We start from the raw sequence: 17,005 nt of genomic DNA, 5'->3' as shown, positions 1-17,005 counted from the left end.
CTTCAAATGTTTTCAAAATGCGATTGTGTATATATGATAATATTCAGTGGCCGCAAAGGTACGTAAATAATTCGGATTCATATCAATAAAGTAATATATCTTTTAGCCTTTCACGTTTCTTATCAGTAAGACGTAATCCTTTCGACAAATATTTCTCGGTGGAACCGTACTCTTTCTTGATTTTATGGAAAGCTAGGTCCATGAGTCCCTCGTTGGCCGTAAGGAATACCGTAATGCTTTCTTGGGCGTCTGTGGAGAGATGTTTCACGATATCAGCTAAATGACTCGTATCGATATATTGATTGGAAGTCAAGTAGTCCTCCATGATGGCATCCCGGGGAATATCCAAGGCGGCGAGTAACATGGCGGTGAGAAACCCGGTACGATCCTTTCCGTAGGAACAACTGATGAGAATGGGGTAATTATCCTCGTTCTGGAACTGTTCCAGTACCTTGGCGAACTGATCGGTATTATCTGTCACGAATTGCAGGTACTCGTCTTCCATATATACCCCGGCGTCTCCTTTCCGCATTCGTCCCTCGATAACACGTTGGGGGGCATCGGCGATCTTGCCGACCGAGATGGGGATTTGCAGGATATTTGCTTTCGTATATTTGATAGGGGCGGTGAGGGTTTCTTGGTTCGTACGGAGGTCGATGATGGTCTTGATCCCTAGATTATCCAATCGGATGGAGTCCCATTCGCTCAAGCTGCTTAACTCGCCGGAGCGAAATACCTTGCCCCATTTCACCGTCTTCCCGTTTGTAGAGGTATAACCGCCTAGATCCCGGAAATTCTGTACACTATCCATAACCGCCGAGCGTGCCCCGATGATCCGTGCGTATTTATCATTAAAAGAAAGGCGGAAATACTTACGTGATATATTATCGTTCGTGATGTAAGTAGCCACGCCATCCTTGATGTTGGCGTAAATGATCGGGGACTCGTTGGTGAAAAGATCCGGGTTGTCGGACACGGTCATCTTGACAATCCCCTCCATTACCGGATCGGTTTCCCATTTTATCACGTAATTTCCGATGTCATCACGTAGGCAAATCGCTCGTATGTCGGGCGCGTTAGAGGAACAACCCACTAACAGGATCACACTGGCGAATAGAGAGAGAATCTTTCCTAACATTGTCTTCTATTATAATAAGCTTTCCTTACAAAGATAGTAAAACAAGTTTTTCCCGCTTCTTCATTAATGATATTTAAGACTGACTAACATACTTCGCCGCGAACTCCTTGGATATATAATTATCATAGCTTTGGCAAACCTCGGAGGCGAGGTCCATTCCGCAGCGGATGATTTTTCCCCAAGTATCCTGATCCAGAGAGGGAAGGTCGGCATGGCGTACGTCATACTTTAGAAGTCCGTAGATAATACCCGCGTTAAAATTGTCGCCGGCGCCGATGGTACTAAGCGGCTGGATTTGCGGGGAATCGAAATGTCGTGTGAAATTACGGGTGTGGAGATTGACTCCGTTTGCCCCGTGAGTTGTTAAGAAACGATCACAATAAAACTGAATATGCTCTTTGTAAACCTCCTGCGCGTCGCTCTTGCCATAAAGGTTCTGGAAGTCCTCGTCCGAGCCCCGGACGATGTCGGCGAATTCCAGATTTTCCAGTACGGTAGGCATGAGGCGGATCGCCTCATGAGCGTGTGCCTTGCGAAAATTGGGATCGTAATAGATGATCGCTTTCCGTTCTTGGGCGTATTGCAGAAATTCTACCATACGAGTCCGCAAGACCGGGTTCAGGGAATAATAAGAGCCAAACACGAAAATATCGTCTTTCTCGATCTTAGGCAGGGGCACCTCCAGCCGTTGCGCCGGGTAATCCTTGTAGAAGATATAATTAGCGTTCTTATCGTCGTCCAGAAAAGCGAGTGATATAGGACTTTTCCCATCGGGGAAACGGTCTACGAACTCGGTCGTGATGTGGTTATCTTCCATGAAATCCCGAATCATGTCGCCAACCCGGTCGTTGCCCAGCTCGCTGATAAAGGATACGGGGACATTCAATCGACCTAATGATATCAATCCGTTGAAAACGGAACCACCGGGAACGGCCTTCTGTGGCTGGTCGTTCCTGAAAATGATATCGAGGATGGTTTCTCCTATACCAAAGACTTTTCTCATGACTATATACTGGTTTGTTATTCATTCTTGCTTAGCTCACGGCTCTTGGAGCCTAAGTAGCCCCCGTGATGGCGCTTGGCGTAATCCTTGTTGGTGAAATGGATACGCTTCATGGTTCCGACCACGAGGATATCGCCTATTACCGTCATGACGGTCGTGGAGGTAGTCGGCGTAAGGCCTAACGGGCAAACTTCCTTGGGAGCGCCGGTCAACAGGCATACGTTCGCCTCGGCGGCTAGAGGACTATCCGGGTTACTGGTGATAACGATAAATTTCATGTCTGGCACCAAACCCCTCGTGAGATCTACCAATTCCACCAGTTCACGTGTCTTTCCTGAATTGGAGATCAATAACATGATATCGTTCTTGCATACGATTCCCAGATCTCCGTGTTGTGCCTCGCTGGGATGTAAGAAAAAAGCAGGTGTACCGGTCGAGCTAAAGGTGGTAGCGATATTCAAGGCGATTTGCCCGGCTTTCCCCATTCCACTCATGATCAGTTTTCCACCTAGGTCGTGTACATGTTTCACTATAAGCGATACCGCTTCCTCATATCCGGGCGTAACGGGTATGTTGCGAACCGCTTCCGCTTCCTGCTCCAATAAAGAGGTGATATTTTCGTTTACCATATTGTTGATTGATTGTTTTACGGCATTCCTGCCTGAATAACGATCGCGAAAGTATTTATATTTACTGATATTGGCATCATCTATTTCAGACAATTTATCTTTTTAAGACGTTTGCGAATTCGGACTTCGGCTTCCATTTCGGGTATCTGGTATTTTGCGCCAGTTTATAACCGAGGTCGAAGAATAATTGTACTTCTTGCAACAGACCACTGTAATCATCCGTGTCGGGATGGGTCTGGTCGGTCGGTTTGTGGTAAGTTTCCGCCCAATAGCGTGCGATATGCTCTTTGGCCCACTCCTTACCCTGTTTGCGGTTGTCGTTCCAACCTTTGGCGAACATGGCCGGGATGCCTTTTTGTACGAAAGGGAAATGGTCGGAGCGGTAGAACATCCCGTTATAAGCGTCGGGGTCGGGCATGATGTAACGGTTGTATTTCTTCGCTAGCTCGGCTAGAGTATCATCCAGCTCGGAGTTGCCGTATCCGGTGATCGTGACATCGTTGTTCTCGCCCCATAGCGGGAAGACATCCAGATTGATTACGGCGGCTATCTTATCGATCGGGAACAACGGGTGCTCCACATAGTATTTCGTACCGAGGAATCCGGTCTCCTCGCAAGTAGGGGAGAGGAAGACGATATTCCGGCGGGGTTTCTCTTTCAAGGCATTGAAACAACGTGCCATCTCGAGCATCCATGCGATGGCTACGGCGTTATCGGTAGCGCCGTTGATGATACTGTCGCCGTTGATCGGTGCTCCATAGCCTAGATGGTCCCAATGGCCTAGATAAATAACACTCTCATCCGTGTTCCCGCTACCGGGAATATAACCGATTACGTTGGGGCTTTGCTGGCGGTCGAAGATGTTCCTCATCGAGACGGTTACCGTAGATTTCAAGGAGATGGGCTTGAAGTCCGGCGATTTAGATTGCTCGATTAGTTGGTCAATGTCGTAGCCGTTATCGGCTAGCAATTGCTTGGCGGCATTGAATTGGATCCAGCCGTTTAGCGGGCAATGATAAGCATCGCTATCGCTGTCCACATACATTTTAGATTGGGCGGAAGCTCGTACGACCGACCAAGGGTAGCCCGCTCCCCGGTCTTCATGGATGATCAAGACTCCTTTTAATCCCTGTCGGGCGCCCTCCTCGAATTTATACATCCAACGGCCGTAATAGGTCATGATATCACCGTTAAAATAATCCGTGTTGTCGCTTCCGAGTCCCGGGTCATTTACGATAACGACCGCTACTTTATCCCGCGGGTTCTCGATTCCCTCGAAATCATTTTTCCCATACTCGGGGGCTACGATCCCATAGCCGGCGAATACCAGTTCCGCGTTGTCTATATCGATCTCCGGCTCGATCCGTGCGGAGAAAGCGGTATAGCCCTCTAGCCAATCCAATGAGATCTTTCCTTCCGGGGTACTCAAGACCATCGGCTTCGGGCATTGCGTACGTGAGGATATGATATTAACCTGTTGGAGATAAGAATCTCCGTTGATGGGTTTCAGGCCGATTTCCTTCATTTGGCGGGCGATATAGTTCACCGCACGGTCGGCCCCTTCCGAGAATGGTTTACGGCCTTGGCAGGAGTCATGCGAGATGGCCTCGGTGTATCGCTTTAAATGTTCCGTGGTCGCTACGCTTTTCGCTTTCTCTATATCATTACTTCCTCCTCCACAAGCGGTAAAAACCAAGGAAGTGATTGTTAGTAAACAGGTTATTATTTTCATGTTTCTCATAGAATTACAATGTTTTTTCAATCAGCCATTCACCTAAGTTGCGAGTGGCTGCGTCGAAAGCGACCCCCACTTTGACTACTTCCCGTTCGTCGGCCGTATAAGGAATCAGATAGCCTCGATCGTCGATTTGCCGGATCGCTTCTTCCGCCGTACCTCTCAGCTTGAACTCGAATACGTAGATGTAGCGAGGAGTTTTTACGATGGCATCGGCACGTCCTTGAGCCGAACGTACCTCGGCCTCGGTGAATTGCCCTAGTAGCTTGAATACGATGTAGAAAACCACTTGGTAATGACGTTCGGTCCGGTCATTCAGCTCGTAGGGTATGTCGGCGAAGAAAGCCTTTAGGCGGGTGAGGAAAGCCTCGGTGTTTCCGCTCCTGAGTTCTTTTATGAATCGGCCAATGTAAAATGGAGTTTCTGTCTCCGGTAGATGAGCGTACATGGAAGCGACAAAATTCAGAAATCCATATTTGACTTCTTCATTTGGATATCCGAGTGTATAGAGTCTAAATTCCTCGTCATAGCTTTTGATCGTCAAATATCCGCTTTGATAAATCATGGGCACGGGATTATTGATGTTCGCCCGATCGTCGGAAAGGGATACCTCGGACACCTCGATCCCGTCCAGCTCCCGTATATCGTAATTCGTTTTCCGTAACATCTCCGCCAAGAATGTCGGGGTACCGGAAGCAAACCAATAGTCGTAAAAGACCTGTTTACTCAACACGTTCAATACGCTAAACGGGTTATAAAGGGCGATACCGCTGCGGAAATCAAAATGGTAGCCGTCGTACCGGCGTGTAATTTTCTCGATGGTACCTTCGTATGAAAGCTTATTCGCCTCGGCCAAGGCATGAAGCTCCGGCTGGAAAGTCGCCTCGATCTCGGGCAATGTCATGCCACAAAGGGCCGCGTATTGCGGGGCTAGGCTGATGTCGTTCAAATGATTCAGGTTGCTAAAAATACCGACCTGGGCGAACTTGGTGACACCGGTTATGAATACGAAGCGCAGCCAAGGATCGGCATCTTTGAGGACCGTATAGAAGGCGGTCAATAATTCCCGGAACTCGTTCTGTAGCTCTTCGTTGTGCAGGTTCCTAAGTAATGGCTTATCGTACTCGTCGATCAGTACGACCACCTTCCTTCCGGTTATCTCCGCCGCCCTTCGTATGATGGTCATGAACCGTCCGGAATAGGTGATACCCTCTCCTCCGGTATCATATATTTTTTCCCATTCCCTCAACTGGCGTTCCAGCATATTCTCCAATGCCTTGCGGCTATCGTACAACTCGGCGTTGAGGCTGAAATGAAGTACCGGATGCTCTTTCCACTCGGTCTCTAGTTTCTCTATGGCTAATCCCCGGAATAATTCTTTCTTCCCCTCGAAATAAGCCTTGAATGTCGATAGCAGCAAGCTTTTCCCGAATCGCCGGGGGCGGCTTAGGAAATAAGGGACACCTTGGTATGCCATTTGATAAATGAACTCGGTCTTGTCAACATACAAATAGTTCTCTGTACGTAGTTTGTCAAAACTCTGTATGCCTATCGGTAATTTTCGGACGATATTTCCCATAGCCTTATCTGTTTAATTTACACAAATGTAGGTATTTTTTCCAAGGAGGCAAATAGATCGAAAAAAACACGTACGTCTTTTTCCGGAAACACGTACATGTTTTTTGAAAAAGACGTACATGTTTTTCCGGAAAGTCTTTCGTACCTTTGCGGGCTGATACAAACAAGAAGGAAAATGGATTATATCGCTCATACATTGTCGAATGGACTTCGCATGGTACATCTCCCGGTTAATTCCCCGGTCTCTTACTGCGGTTTCGCCGTGAACGCCGGTACACGGGATGAGAACGAGGATGAGTTTGGCTTGGCGCATTTCGTTGAACACATGATCTTCAAAGGTACGGAGAAACGGAAAGCGTGGCATATCCTGAACCGTATGGAGAACGTAGGAGGGGAGTTGAATGCCTATACTACGAAGGAAGAGACCTTTGTTTATTCCATTTTTATGGAGGAGGATTTCGGCCGGGCGTTTGAGCTATTGACCGATCTGGTTTTCCATTCCCAATTCCCCAAACAGGAGATCGAGAAGGAGGTAGATGTCATCTTGGATGAGATCAATTCGTATGAGGATAGTCCTTCGGAACTTATATTCGACGAGTTTGAGAACTTGCTTTATAAGGGTCATGCCCTCGGGCATAATATCTTAGGGGATGAGGAATCTCTTCTTCGCTTTGACTCCGAGTCCGGTCGTTCTTTCATGCGTCGTTTTTACGCCCCGGAGAATATGGTGTTCTTCTCGATGGGACGAAAAGACTTCAAGAAGATCTTGAAATCAGCGGAATCCGCTTTAAGCGATATCTCTTTCCCGATGGCTGAACGGATCCGGAAAGCTCCGGACCCCATCGAGGCTTGCGTACGCCAGATCCATAAAGATACCCATCAAGCCCATGTACTGATCGGTGGCCGGGCTTTCAGTATGCACGATAAAAAGCGCATTCCTTTATTTTTGTTGAATAATATTTTGGGTGGTCCGGGCATGAATAACCGCTTGAATGTCTCCTTGCGGGAAAAGCATGGCTTGGTCTATAACGTAGAATCCAATATAACCTCTTATACCGATACCGGACTAGCCAGTATCTATTTCGGGACAGACCCGAAGAACCGTGAGAAAGCGATGCGTTTGGTGCATAAGGAATTAGCCCGTTTACGTGACGTAAAACTGTCCGCCACTCAATTAGCCGCCGCCAAGAAGCAGGTAATCGGTCAACTGGGTGTGTCGGGCGATAACCGGGAGGGCCTTTTCCTTGGCTTAGGAAAAAGCTACCTCCATTACAACCGTTACGATACTCTCCCCGAAGTATTCGCCCAGATTGAGAAAATAACCGCCGGGCAAATCCTTGAGGTGGCTAATGAGGTACTTGCGCCGGAACGGTTGTTTTGCTTGATTTATGAGTGAGGCTAATTATGGAACCTATACCCAACCCCCAGCATCAAGTTATTCGGATTATGGAACTTGTGCAGTTGGTATCCGACATGCAGGAATAAATTTCGTGTGACTGATACCTTGAGGGCTAGGATCTGGTATAATCCTTTCAGATCGCCTTTGTTGTAAAATAAATTATGTCCGACTCCTATATTGATCGAGAAGAATGGCATCGTGAACTCGCCACGGGCGGAGAGGCCGATACCGATTTGCTCGTGTAGGGGCGGGCGGTAGAATCGGGGTTCTTCGCCGACTTGGATGATCTCGTCGGAATAAATATTCGCGCTTTCGTCATATTGGCCGTCTAGGGAGATACCTGCTTTTAGGAACCGGTTGAATTTGTACATCGGGTTGAGGTTAAATCCGAGGATGCCGAACTGACCTGGAAAAATATGGGCCTCATCACCTAGCATAACTCCCTTAGCACGGGTCGCGCCATATAGGATGACATCGTAACTGACACGTTGCCAAAAGCTGGAGAGGTATAATTGATTTGCCGGTAAGGAACGTGCGGTACCTATCTCATGATGGCTTTCCTCGATAGGATTGAGCGTGTAGACGAGTCCGATCCGGCCGCCAATCGTATTCAATCCCGCATTCGGAAGATGAGTATTTCCGTTTGAGTAGTGCGTTAAATCCGCCCCGACGAGCAGGTTGCAATAACGGGATAGTTTCGCGTTGAGGAAAAATCCCAGATTGATATAGGCATTGATCTTAGAACCGATGATCTTATTACGGTAATTATTGTTTTCATCATACGGATGCCACCCGAATGAGGCTCCGAAATTCCATTCATAATCGAAGGATAACCGGGAAGAGATCTTGGCGATGCGGGAGCTTTGGAAAACATATGCCGCCCAAGGATTACCTACTTCCTGCCGATTGCCAAAGGTATTATAAGAGATGCCTATTCCTTGGTAAGTGTGCGGATAGAGCTGGCCCTCCTTAGAGTTAGGATTCAGTTGGAACCCGTATTTCAAATGGAATGAAGCCGCCTTACGTAAAGTAAGCCCGTTTCCATAGCCATCATCTTTTAGGAATTTGCTAGTCGGGGCGACATACGAGGGACGTACGTCGAATCCAATTTTGTGGATTAGGGATTTATTATCATCTTGAGCTTTTACCGTACAGGTCCATATCATCATGACCGCTATGTAAAAGCTTATCATCTTGCTTTTTATCATACTTCAATACGTTTGTCTGATCACCAACACTGCGCTTTGTCTTTCAACTCGGGTATCTTGTTCTTATCGAATACAGGGCTTTTAATACCCGCTTTCTTTTGGGCTACGTAATCCTGTAATAATAGGAACGCCTGACGGCTCAACAATGAGATCGCGATCAAATTGCAGATCGTCATCAGTCCCATGGTCACGTCCGCTAGGCTCCAAGCCAAGTCTAAACTAGCCAACGCGCCGAACATGACCATTCCACCGACTAATATACGATACATAAATAAGACACTTCTCTTGGACGTGATAAAACGAATATTCGCTTCTCCGTAATAGTAATTACCGATAATACTACTGAACGCGAACAAAAGGATCGCTAAAGCGACAAACGTACTGCCGATGCTGCCCACCTCATTGCTCAAAGCTTGTTGCGTGAGCTGGACTCCATTGATGGAGCCGTCTAATGGCGCTCCGCTAAACAAGATGATGAACGCCGTGCAGGTACAGATAATCAGCGTGTCGGTAAATACGCCTAATGCTTGGATCAATCCTTGTTTGACCGGATGGGAGACATGCGCCGTAGCCGCTACATTCGGTGCCGATCCCATACCGGCCTCATTACTGAATAGACCTCGTTTAATCCCTTGCATCAACGCCGCTCCGACACTACCGCCTATCGCCTGTTCCCAACCAAAAGCGTTTGACAGAATGGTTTCTATAACAGCGGGTAGGCGGGTGATATTAAACAGTACGATTCCCAACGCCAATGCTATATATCCTAATGCCATGACCGGTACGACAATACTGCTTACTCTCGCGATGCGCTGAATACCTCCGAATATGACGATTAACGTAAGTACCGTAAGAATCGCTCCGATCCAAGCATGATCGATGCCAAAAGCGCCTTCCCAAGCTGCGCAGATCGTATTGCTTTGTACGGAATTAAAGGCAAAACCGAAGGTTATCGAAATCAATACGGCAAATAATACGCCCATCCATCGTAACCCCAAACCATGTAGCATATAGTAAGCGGGACCGCCAATGAACGAGTCTTTCCCTTTTTCTTTATATAATTGAGCTAACGTAGACTCCACGAATGCGCTGGAAGAACCCAATAAAGCGATCAGCCACATCCAGAATACAGATCCGGGTCCGCCGATCGCTACGGCTGTCGCTACACCGGCTAGGTTTCCGGTTCCTACACGGCTGGCTAAAGATACGGCGAAGGCTTGGAAAGAGGAGATATGCTTTTCCCCTTTTTCTCCTTTCCCGGCAGAATCGCCTAATAATCGGATCATCTCGCCAATCATGCGGAATTGCACGAACCTACTTTTTATCGTAAACCATACGGCGCATCCCAATAACATGATAATAAGGATGTATGACCATAATATATCGTTGACTCCGTTGATCCAATTATTCAATAGCTCCATGATTTATAATCTGTTGTTTGGTTACAAAGATACGTATCTACGAAGCAAATTCATCGAAATATTATTTTTTTATCATTTTCTTGTAACGTTTTCCAAACGGCTGTCGTCTTATAGTTAGAAACAAATGATAAGCGGGAAAGGCCACCCTGCTATATTCGGAAAAAATACGATAAAAATGAAACGGATGATGATTTGGATCATACTGCTAGGCGGTATGGTACAGGGAGCTTTTGCTCAGAACTTGGAGATAAAGGGAATGGTGCGGGACGCTCGCAACAAAGAAATCTTGGAATTTGCAAATGTGGTATTGCAAACAATGGACTCTTCTTTTGTAGCGGGTACGACTACGGATATGAAGGGGCATTTTTTATTAAATAAGATTAAAAAAGGGAGTTATATTCTATCTGTCTCTAGTCTAGGCTTTAAGACGGAGTATATTTCCTTGGAAAGCTTGTCCAAGAATATTTCTTTGGGAGAAATATCCTTAAATGATGATGCGGTATCCTTAGACGGGGTGACGGTTAGCGCCTCTGCCCAGACGAGCCATGCCGATAAAAAAGTGGTCTTCCCATCGGAGCGCCAGATGAAGGCTTCGGGAAACGGCATGGATTTGTTGCAGCAGATGATGCTACCGAGAGTGCAGGTGGATTTGTTGAACAGTGAGATCAAGGCCACGGGAAATGGGGTAGTCCAAGTGCGTATCAATGGCGTGAAGGTGGAACAGGATGAGATCAAGGCCTTGAATCCCTCGGATATCATCCGTATAGAATATCATGATAACCCGGGCTTGCGTTACGGCAATGCCGATATCGTGCTGGATTATATCGTTCGCCGGCCGGATACGGGAGGTAGTTTCGGTCTGGACATGGCGCAAGGTATCAATTCCATGTGGGGTGAACATAATGCTTGGGGAAAGATCAATCATAAGAACTCGGAATGGGGCGCTTCTTATCGGATCGGTCCTCGTGATTTCTATGGAATGAAACGGAATAACGAGGAAGAGTTCCATTTAGCGAATGGAACGACCTTGAACCGTGTGGAAATAGGCGAACCTTCGCGCGCTCGTTTGTTCATGCATAACCTGAATGTGAACTATAGCTATCAAAAGCCGGATAAGTATATGTTTAACGCCACGTTCCGCTACCGGAATAATCATCAACCGCATTGGGATTATCAAGGAGTCTTGATGAATAAGGCGAATCCGGAGGATAAAGTGGATATGATCGATCTATCGGGATCAGCCTATCAAGCTCCTGCGCTGGATTTGTATTACCAACGGGATTTGAAGCATAACCAGACCTTGGTGTTTAACGTGGTAGGGACTTATAACCAAACGAAATCGACCCGTATCTATCAAGAGAGTAAACATGAACAATTGTTGACTGATGTGAATAATGTGGTGGATGGTGATAAATACTCGATTATCGGCGAGGCTATCTATGAGAAGAAATTAACGAATGGTAATCGGTTGAGCGGCGGTTTACGCCATAACCAATCTTTCTCGGATAACAGTTATATCAATGGGCATAACTATAAGACGCATATGGAACAGATGGAGAGTTCCGTATATGCGGAATTCAAGGGAAAGGTGAAAAAACTGGATTACTCATTGGGTGTGACCGTGAATCGATCGTCTTATAGCCAACGGGGTGAGGATGCGGATTATGAACGTTATACGGTGAGTCCTCGGTTGACCTTGTTTTATGCTTTGCCCGGGGAATCTTCCATCCGTTTGAAATCAACGATGGGAAATGTGACTCCTTCTTTGGGTGAGCTGAGCGCTATCGACCAAGTGATCGATTCCTTGCAAATACAGCGGGGTAATCCTAACTTGAAGTCTTATATGAGTTATTATACGGAATTGAATTACGAGTTTCGCAAAGGTCTGTTTTACGTGAATGCCTTGGGCGCTTATGAGTATCAGCCGGACGCTATCATGGACGAGAAATATCTGGAAGGGAATAAGATCATCCAGACTTGGGATAATCAGAAAAACTGGCAACGGGTTGTCGCTTCCGTCAACTTGCGGGTCGGTCCGATCAAGGACATCTTGCAATTTTCTGTCAATGGTGGTATGAACCATTATATGAGTAACGGTAATACCTACACGCATCGATATACGAACTGGTGGTGCGACGCGAATGTTTCCGTTACTTGGAAAAATTGGTCACTCATGTATATGTTGATGACGAATTGGAACTGGTTTAAGGGCGAGACGATGAGTGGGGGTGAGAATATCCAAGGAATCCAGCTCGGTTATAGGCATAAAGACTTGATGATTGGCTTGCGTGTCTTTAATCCGTTTACGGATAACTATAAGCAGGAGACCGAGAACTGGAACCAATACGCCTCTTTCCACCGTTCGAATTACATCAAGGAAAGTTCCCGTTTGTTTGTGGCGACGATTTCCTATAACTTCTCTTTCGGCCGTAAATTTAGCGCTGGTCAGAAGAAAGTGAATAATGCCGATAATGACTCGGGGGTAATGAGTACCAGTAAATAAGGGAATATTTTATATCTTTGAGGGAAAATAAAATGAGATATGAAAGCGATTAATCCGAATGAGATCAAAGACAACTTTATCGAGTTGATTGGTAAGGAGTGGATGCTGGTAAGCGCCGGTGATAAGGAGAAGTTTAATATGATGACTGCCAGTTGGGGCGGCGTGGGAGTGTTATGGAACCGTCCGGTGGTGTTTGCTTTTATTCGTCCGGAGCGTTATACCCGTGAGTTTATCGACGCTAAAAATGAGTTCACGATTACTTTCCTAGGACCGGAGCACCGGAAAGCCCATAGCATTTGTGGCTCTAAATCCGGCCGGGAGATTGATAAAGTGGCCGCTACGGGGTTGACACCGTTCTTTACGGAGGCTGGTAATCCTGTATTCGAGGAAGCTCGCCTTACGTTGGAATGCAAAGTGGTCTATAAGTCCGAGATCGAGGAGGCTAAGTTTTTAGATCCTAGCGTTTTCCCTCGTTGGTATGATGAGAAGAACGGCAATGCGCATATCGTTTACATTGCCGAGATCGTAAATGCTTGGGAGAAGTAATCTCACCCAAGCAGTTCTTTCATCATTTGCTCCGTATGCGTGAGGAAATATTTAGTGAGCTGGTAATGCTCTGTTTCCTCATACGGGGTGATGTGCGCTCCGGTATCATCGATGGCATAAATGTCCGCGTTCGGATAAGCCATCAAGATCGGGGAGTGCGTGGAGATAATCAGTTGGCAACCGTTATTCACCAGTTCATGGATACGCACCAAAAGGGCCAGCTGCCGTTGTGGAGAGAGTGCGGCTTCCGGCTCGTCTAATATAAATAATGTATTGCGGCTGGCATAATTCAGGAAAGCGCTGAGAAAGCTCTCGCCGTGCGATTGCTCCAATAAACTCCTGCCACCGTAAGCTTTATAGGCGTAGATCTTGCTGTACTTACGTAATTCCAGTTGGGCTTGCCTATCCAATTCGGCCGCATGGTTAAAAAAGGATTCTGCCCGGAAGAAGAAATGCTTTTCCGGTTTTCGGGTCTCGATCAGCTTAATATGCTCGGGTAAGACATTGGCGTAAATCTTGTAGGCCTCGGTTCCGTCATAGAGCATACCCGGTTCTTCCTCATCCCTCTCCTCATATTTACTCATCATCGCTTCCAGCAGGGTGGATTTTCCCGCCCCGTTTTCCCCGACAAGGAAAGTAACCGGCTTGCGGAAAATGAACGATTCCGTGAAACGTACAGCCGGAGCTTTATAGGGATACTTTAGCTCCTCGGGATTGCCGGCTACCAAGTCCGGGTCCAGTAATTTTACTTGCTTCAGATAGATCATACAGAATGTGTTTTGTCGCAAACATAGCGAAAATAATCGGAGATATTGAAGTGAACCCTAAAAGTTAGACAAAAAACTTTTAGGGTTCACTTCATTTTTTAGACAGCCTCTTAATTTTTATCTCGTCAGAGCTTTACTCGGAAGGGACCGCCTACGGAGTTGAACAATAGATCCCCGTTTTCCATGTATTGGATAATGGCGTATGCCCCGTTACCCCGGCTGGTTTGCCCGAAGATTACCCGGTGGCTCGTAGCGCCTGTTCCCCAGTCCAGTCCAGTCACCTCCCAGCCGTCTGCCTCCGTGTAGCCGTTGACGAATACCATATTAGAGGCGGTACTTATAGCCGGTATCATGCTGATTGAACTTACATCCGAACGGGTCCATACCGAATACCACTGGTTTTTCTCTGTATCCCATTGTAAACGCTCTACGCCGAAAGGCGGCGTGACAAGCGGCCCGATGGATAATACGGCCACGATCTTGTCTGGTACGGTGTTAGGTATCACGTTATTTACGACAAAAGCGCCATAACCGGATACTGCCACGGATTGCTCGGATTGTATCCATTCCGTAGAGGCAGATAGCCCACAGGAAATTTCTTTCTGGTCGGCGATGCGGGGATTTTCCGCATCAACGGGAACGGCATCTTCCGGGATATCATCCCGCCAGAAAGCGACTAGCTTCATTCGTTTGGCACCGTCCGTGATAACGACTAGCTTGTCCTCGTCGTCACCGAATCCCATCAATGTCGGTGTAGAACCTGTTCCATAACCCATCTTGATGGCGGGCGCCTCGGGGCCTCCGTCATAAGAAGCGGTCCATGCGCCGTCGGCCTCATCTTCCGATAACTTACCGTTTTTCCATACGAATTTGTGCATGATACCTTTGCCTCCGGGCGTACGGCTGTTGCTGGCTATATAGATACCGTTATGCTCGTCGACAGCGGCGGAGTTAGTGATCACTTGATCGTCCGGTATAAGTTTGACGACTGGGGGCATACTCATTGTGCGATCGATGATGGCGATACCGTTGCCCGATGCGACTACCAAGTATCCATCGTATGTCATTACCATTCCTACCAATGTTTGTGGATTATCCATGTATGGTGCCATATCGACCTGTTTGTCTAAGACGATACCTGCTTTGGGGTTACCTGCTTCTTTCAACTTATAGCGACAGATGACCGTCCGGGCGTTTGTATAGGCATAGTTCTCATTGTCACAAATCACGTAGTTGCCGTTAGACATAGACATTTGTGGATATTTACCCAGAATCTCCACGGCATCGGCGTATAATTGGTCGGTCGAGGTATATTGGGTATCGACCAATTTCCGTAAGTTTTCTTCCGTATTCATTTGGATACCATTAGGCAAGCCTATTTCCGCCACACGCTCGAAAGCCCCATCGGCTATATGAATATAAGATACCCGGTCGCTACACATTCCCCACATATAGTCCGGGTCGGTCGATGAGAGCGTCATTAAATTGACCGGACCACTCCAAGTGGAGGCGCAATCATCCGGATTCATTTGGAATGTGCCGCCTTTTACTGCATAGGGAAAGGCATCGGTTTGCGCCGAGTTGAAATGGGTCAGGCTGTAATGCTCTGACGCTAGATAGGGGTTGGGAGTCGGAACGGTCGCTTCTGATAATGGCGGCTCGTTATCGTCTTTACTGGGATCGTTCTCATCGTCCGAACAGGAAAATAGAGCGCAAGTTGCGAACACGAGAAATGTCATTCTCCATGCTTTTTCTTTTAATTGGTATTTCATTCTTCTTTAAATTAATAAGTTTCTTCCTCAAAATCATCACGCAGGAAATCGTTTGCGGCATACTTGAATCCGTAGGGCCCGTAATCTCCTAAGGCTTTATGGGACAATTGCTTGTCCGGGTCTGTTACTTTATCGATCGGTTCTCCTTCATCATCTTTGTATTCGGTGGGAGTCATTCTGGAGATGGAATATTCCCAATCCTTGTCCGGCAGGATGTTGCGGTACATAATCGCGATAACATCTCCGATCGGTTTCCCGTCGACATCCTGTTTCTCGCTATCCCATACAAAAAGGTTCCAATGAGCGCCCAATTGCTTTTGGGCCTCTACTTTCGCTTGTATCTCGGCGAGTCTTGAATTTTGTTTCAGGCAGATAATGAAGGTCGCCTTTTCTCCTTCTTTCGCATTCGCCTCTTTATCATAGATGGAGTAGTAGGAACGGGTATTGGATGTTGCGCCGAGGCAGATAGACCAATAACGGGCTTTCGCCCCCTCATATTCTTCCACCGTTCGGGGAAGTGGTACCGGGATGAAACTGAATATCAACACCGAGTCGGCATGTATATGGGTGCGGGCGTACAGATAAGCGGTAGAGTTGTTCGGATAATATCTTCCTTTCGGGGCCAAGAAGAAAGGAACATCCCGATTCTCGTCCGATTTTTGGGAGAAGCTTTGACCTGTCACCTTCTCGATGTTAGACTCCGTACGTTCCGGGGCTTGGATCTCTTTCAGCGAATGGATGTCTATGCCTTTTATAGCAGGCAGTGCTACACCTCCATATTCATCCTTATCGCCGTTCGCATTCGTCCCTAAGTAATGCCGGATGCAGATCGCAAGCCGTTTGATGTCTGCGTTCACCCGGCAGATATTCTCTGAGGGAAGTTTCGCTATCAGTGTCTCATCCATGGAGGCCGGTACGACATAGATGGTGAAACGGTTGTCTTTTTCCGACGTGCTAACGAAAGGATTCTCACTCCCTTCGTCCGGAATGATCTCATGATCGTTGATACCGCCGATGGCAGAGCCGGTCTCGTCGTCGTAGAGCGAAAAGCTGAAGTAACGGGCGTGAGGGAACTGCCCTTCGATGCGTAAGGCAACATCGGGATATTCGTTCATATTATACGTATATTCCCAATAGTTGCTGAACAAGTCGGGATAGGCTCCCAGTATCTCGCCATCTCCCCGCAACGTAGCGCTCCATTGTTCTTTGGGGTCGATAATCGTTTCATCTGGTTGGTCATTGTCGGAACAGCCTATGAACGACATGAATAGTAATGTTGTAAATAATATGGATCTCATCTTTGTTT

General features: G+C 47.1%; 13 protein-coding genes. 3 read left to right on the top strand and 10 right to left on the bottom strand.

Going from position 1 to position 17,005, the window contains the following annotated elements:
• Positions 1-82: 82 nt before the first annotated feature.
• From DWY79_RS02070 to DWY79_RS02050, 5 genes are all read right to left on the bottom strand, one after another.
• Positions 83-1,138, bottom strand: coding sequence for a tyrosine-protein phosphatase (locus DWY79_RS02070; RefSeq protein ID WP_005863891.1), 1,056 nt, complete (start codon positions 1,136-1,138; stop codon positions 83-85).
• Between the two features lie 73 nt (positions 1,139-1,211).
• Positions 1,212-2,141 carry a carbohydrate kinase gene (locus DWY79_RS02065; RefSeq protein ID WP_005860579.1) on the bottom strand — a complete coding sequence of 310 codons (930 nt, stop codon included), beginning with the start codon at positions 2,139-2,141 and terminating at the stop codon, positions 1,212-1,214.
• 17 nt (positions 2,142-2,158) lie between these two features.
• A complete protein-coding gene (locus DWY79_RS02060) occupies positions 2,159-2,770 on the bottom strand; it encodes an SIS domain-containing protein (RefSeq protein WP_005860581.1) in 612 nt (203 codons plus the stop codon).
• 94 nt (positions 2,771-2,864) lie between these two features.
• Positions 2,865-4,511: a M20/M25/M40 family metallo-hydrolase gene (locus DWY79_RS02055; RefSeq protein ID WP_122368755.1), complete on the bottom strand. Its 1,647-nt coding sequence runs from the start codon at positions 4,509-4,511 to the stop codon at positions 2,865-2,867.
• 4 nt (positions 4,512-4,515) lie between these two features.
• A complete protein-coding gene (locus DWY79_RS02050) occupies positions 4,516-6,084 on the bottom strand; it encodes an ATP-binding protein (RefSeq protein WP_121962622.1) in 1,569 nt (522 codons plus the stop codon).
• 174 nt (positions 6,085-6,258) lie between these two features.
• Between DWY79_RS02050 and DWY79_RS02045 the strand changes: the two genes are divergently transcribed.
• Positions 6,259-7,479: a pitrilysin family protein gene (locus DWY79_RS02045; protein WP_122368754.1), complete on the top strand. Its 1,221-nt coding sequence runs from the start codon at positions 6,259-6,261 to the stop codon at positions 7,477-7,479.
• 2 nt (positions 7,480-7,481) lie between these two features.
• Here DWY79_RS02045 and DWY79_RS02040 read toward each other — a convergent pair whose 3' ends face one another.
• The gene (locus tag DWY79_RS02040) at positions 7,482-8,690 is read right to left on the bottom strand and encodes an acyloxyacyl hydrolase (RefSeq protein WP_057328949.1); all 1,209 of its coding nucleotides are present in this window, start codon (positions 8,688-8,690) and stop codon (positions 7,482-7,484) included.
• A gap of 20 nt (positions 8,691-8,710) precedes the next feature.
• The gene (locus tag DWY79_RS02035; protein WP_122368753.1) at positions 8,711-10,111 is read right to left on the bottom strand and encodes a sodium:alanine symporter family protein; all 1,401 of its coding nucleotides are present in this window, start codon (positions 10,109-10,111) and stop codon (positions 8,711-8,713) included.
• Between the two features lie 175 nt (positions 10,112-10,286).
• Between DWY79_RS02035 and DWY79_RS02030 the strand changes: the two genes are divergently transcribed.
• Together DWY79_RS02030 and DWY79_RS02025 are read left to right on the top strand one after the other, a co-directional pair.
• Positions 10,287-12,614 (top strand): TonB-dependent receptor, encoded by a 2,328-nt coding sequence (locus tag DWY79_RS02030; protein WP_122368767.1) that lies wholly within the window; start codon positions 10,287-10,289, stop codon positions 12,612-12,614.
• 39 nt (positions 12,615-12,653) lie between these two features.
• The gene (locus tag DWY79_RS02025; RefSeq protein ID WP_008778870.1) at positions 12,654-13,160 is read left to right on the top strand and encodes a flavin reductase family protein; all 507 of its coding nucleotides are present in this window, start codon (positions 12,654-12,656) and stop codon (positions 13,158-13,160) included.
• A 2-nt stretch (positions 13,161-13,162) separates the two neighbouring features.
• Here DWY79_RS02025 and DWY79_RS02020 read toward each other — a convergent pair whose 3' ends face one another.
• The 3 genes from DWY79_RS02020 to DWY79_RS02010 form a co-directional block, all read right to left on the bottom strand.
• The gene (locus DWY79_RS02020) at positions 13,163-13,927 is read right to left on the bottom strand and encodes an AAA family ATPase (protein ID WP_008773277.1); all 765 of its coding nucleotides are present in this window, start codon (positions 13,925-13,927) and stop codon (positions 13,163-13,165) included.
• A 125-nt stretch (positions 13,928-14,052) separates the two neighbouring features.
• Complete coding sequence (locus DWY79_RS02015) at positions 14,053-15,699, bottom strand: hypothetical protein (RefSeq protein ID WP_121772795.1); 1,647 nt, start codon at positions 15,697-15,699, stop codon at positions 14,053-14,055.
• An 11-nt stretch (positions 15,700-15,710) separates the two neighbouring features.
• Positions 15,711-16,997 carry a hypothetical protein gene (locus tag DWY79_RS02010; RefSeq protein WP_121772794.1) on the bottom strand — a complete coding sequence of 429 codons (1,287 nt, stop codon included), beginning with the start codon at positions 16,995-16,997 and terminating at the stop codon, positions 15,711-15,713.
• Between the last annotated feature and the right edge of the window lie 8 nt (positions 16,998-17,005).

This window comes from Parabacteroides sp. AF27-14, assembly GCF_003635425.1.
Classification (GTDB): Bacteria; Bacteroidota; Bacteroidia; order Bacteroidales; family Tannerellaceae; genus Parabacteroides; species Parabacteroides distasonis.
This window is presented reverse-complemented; position numbering and strand designations above follow the sequence as displayed.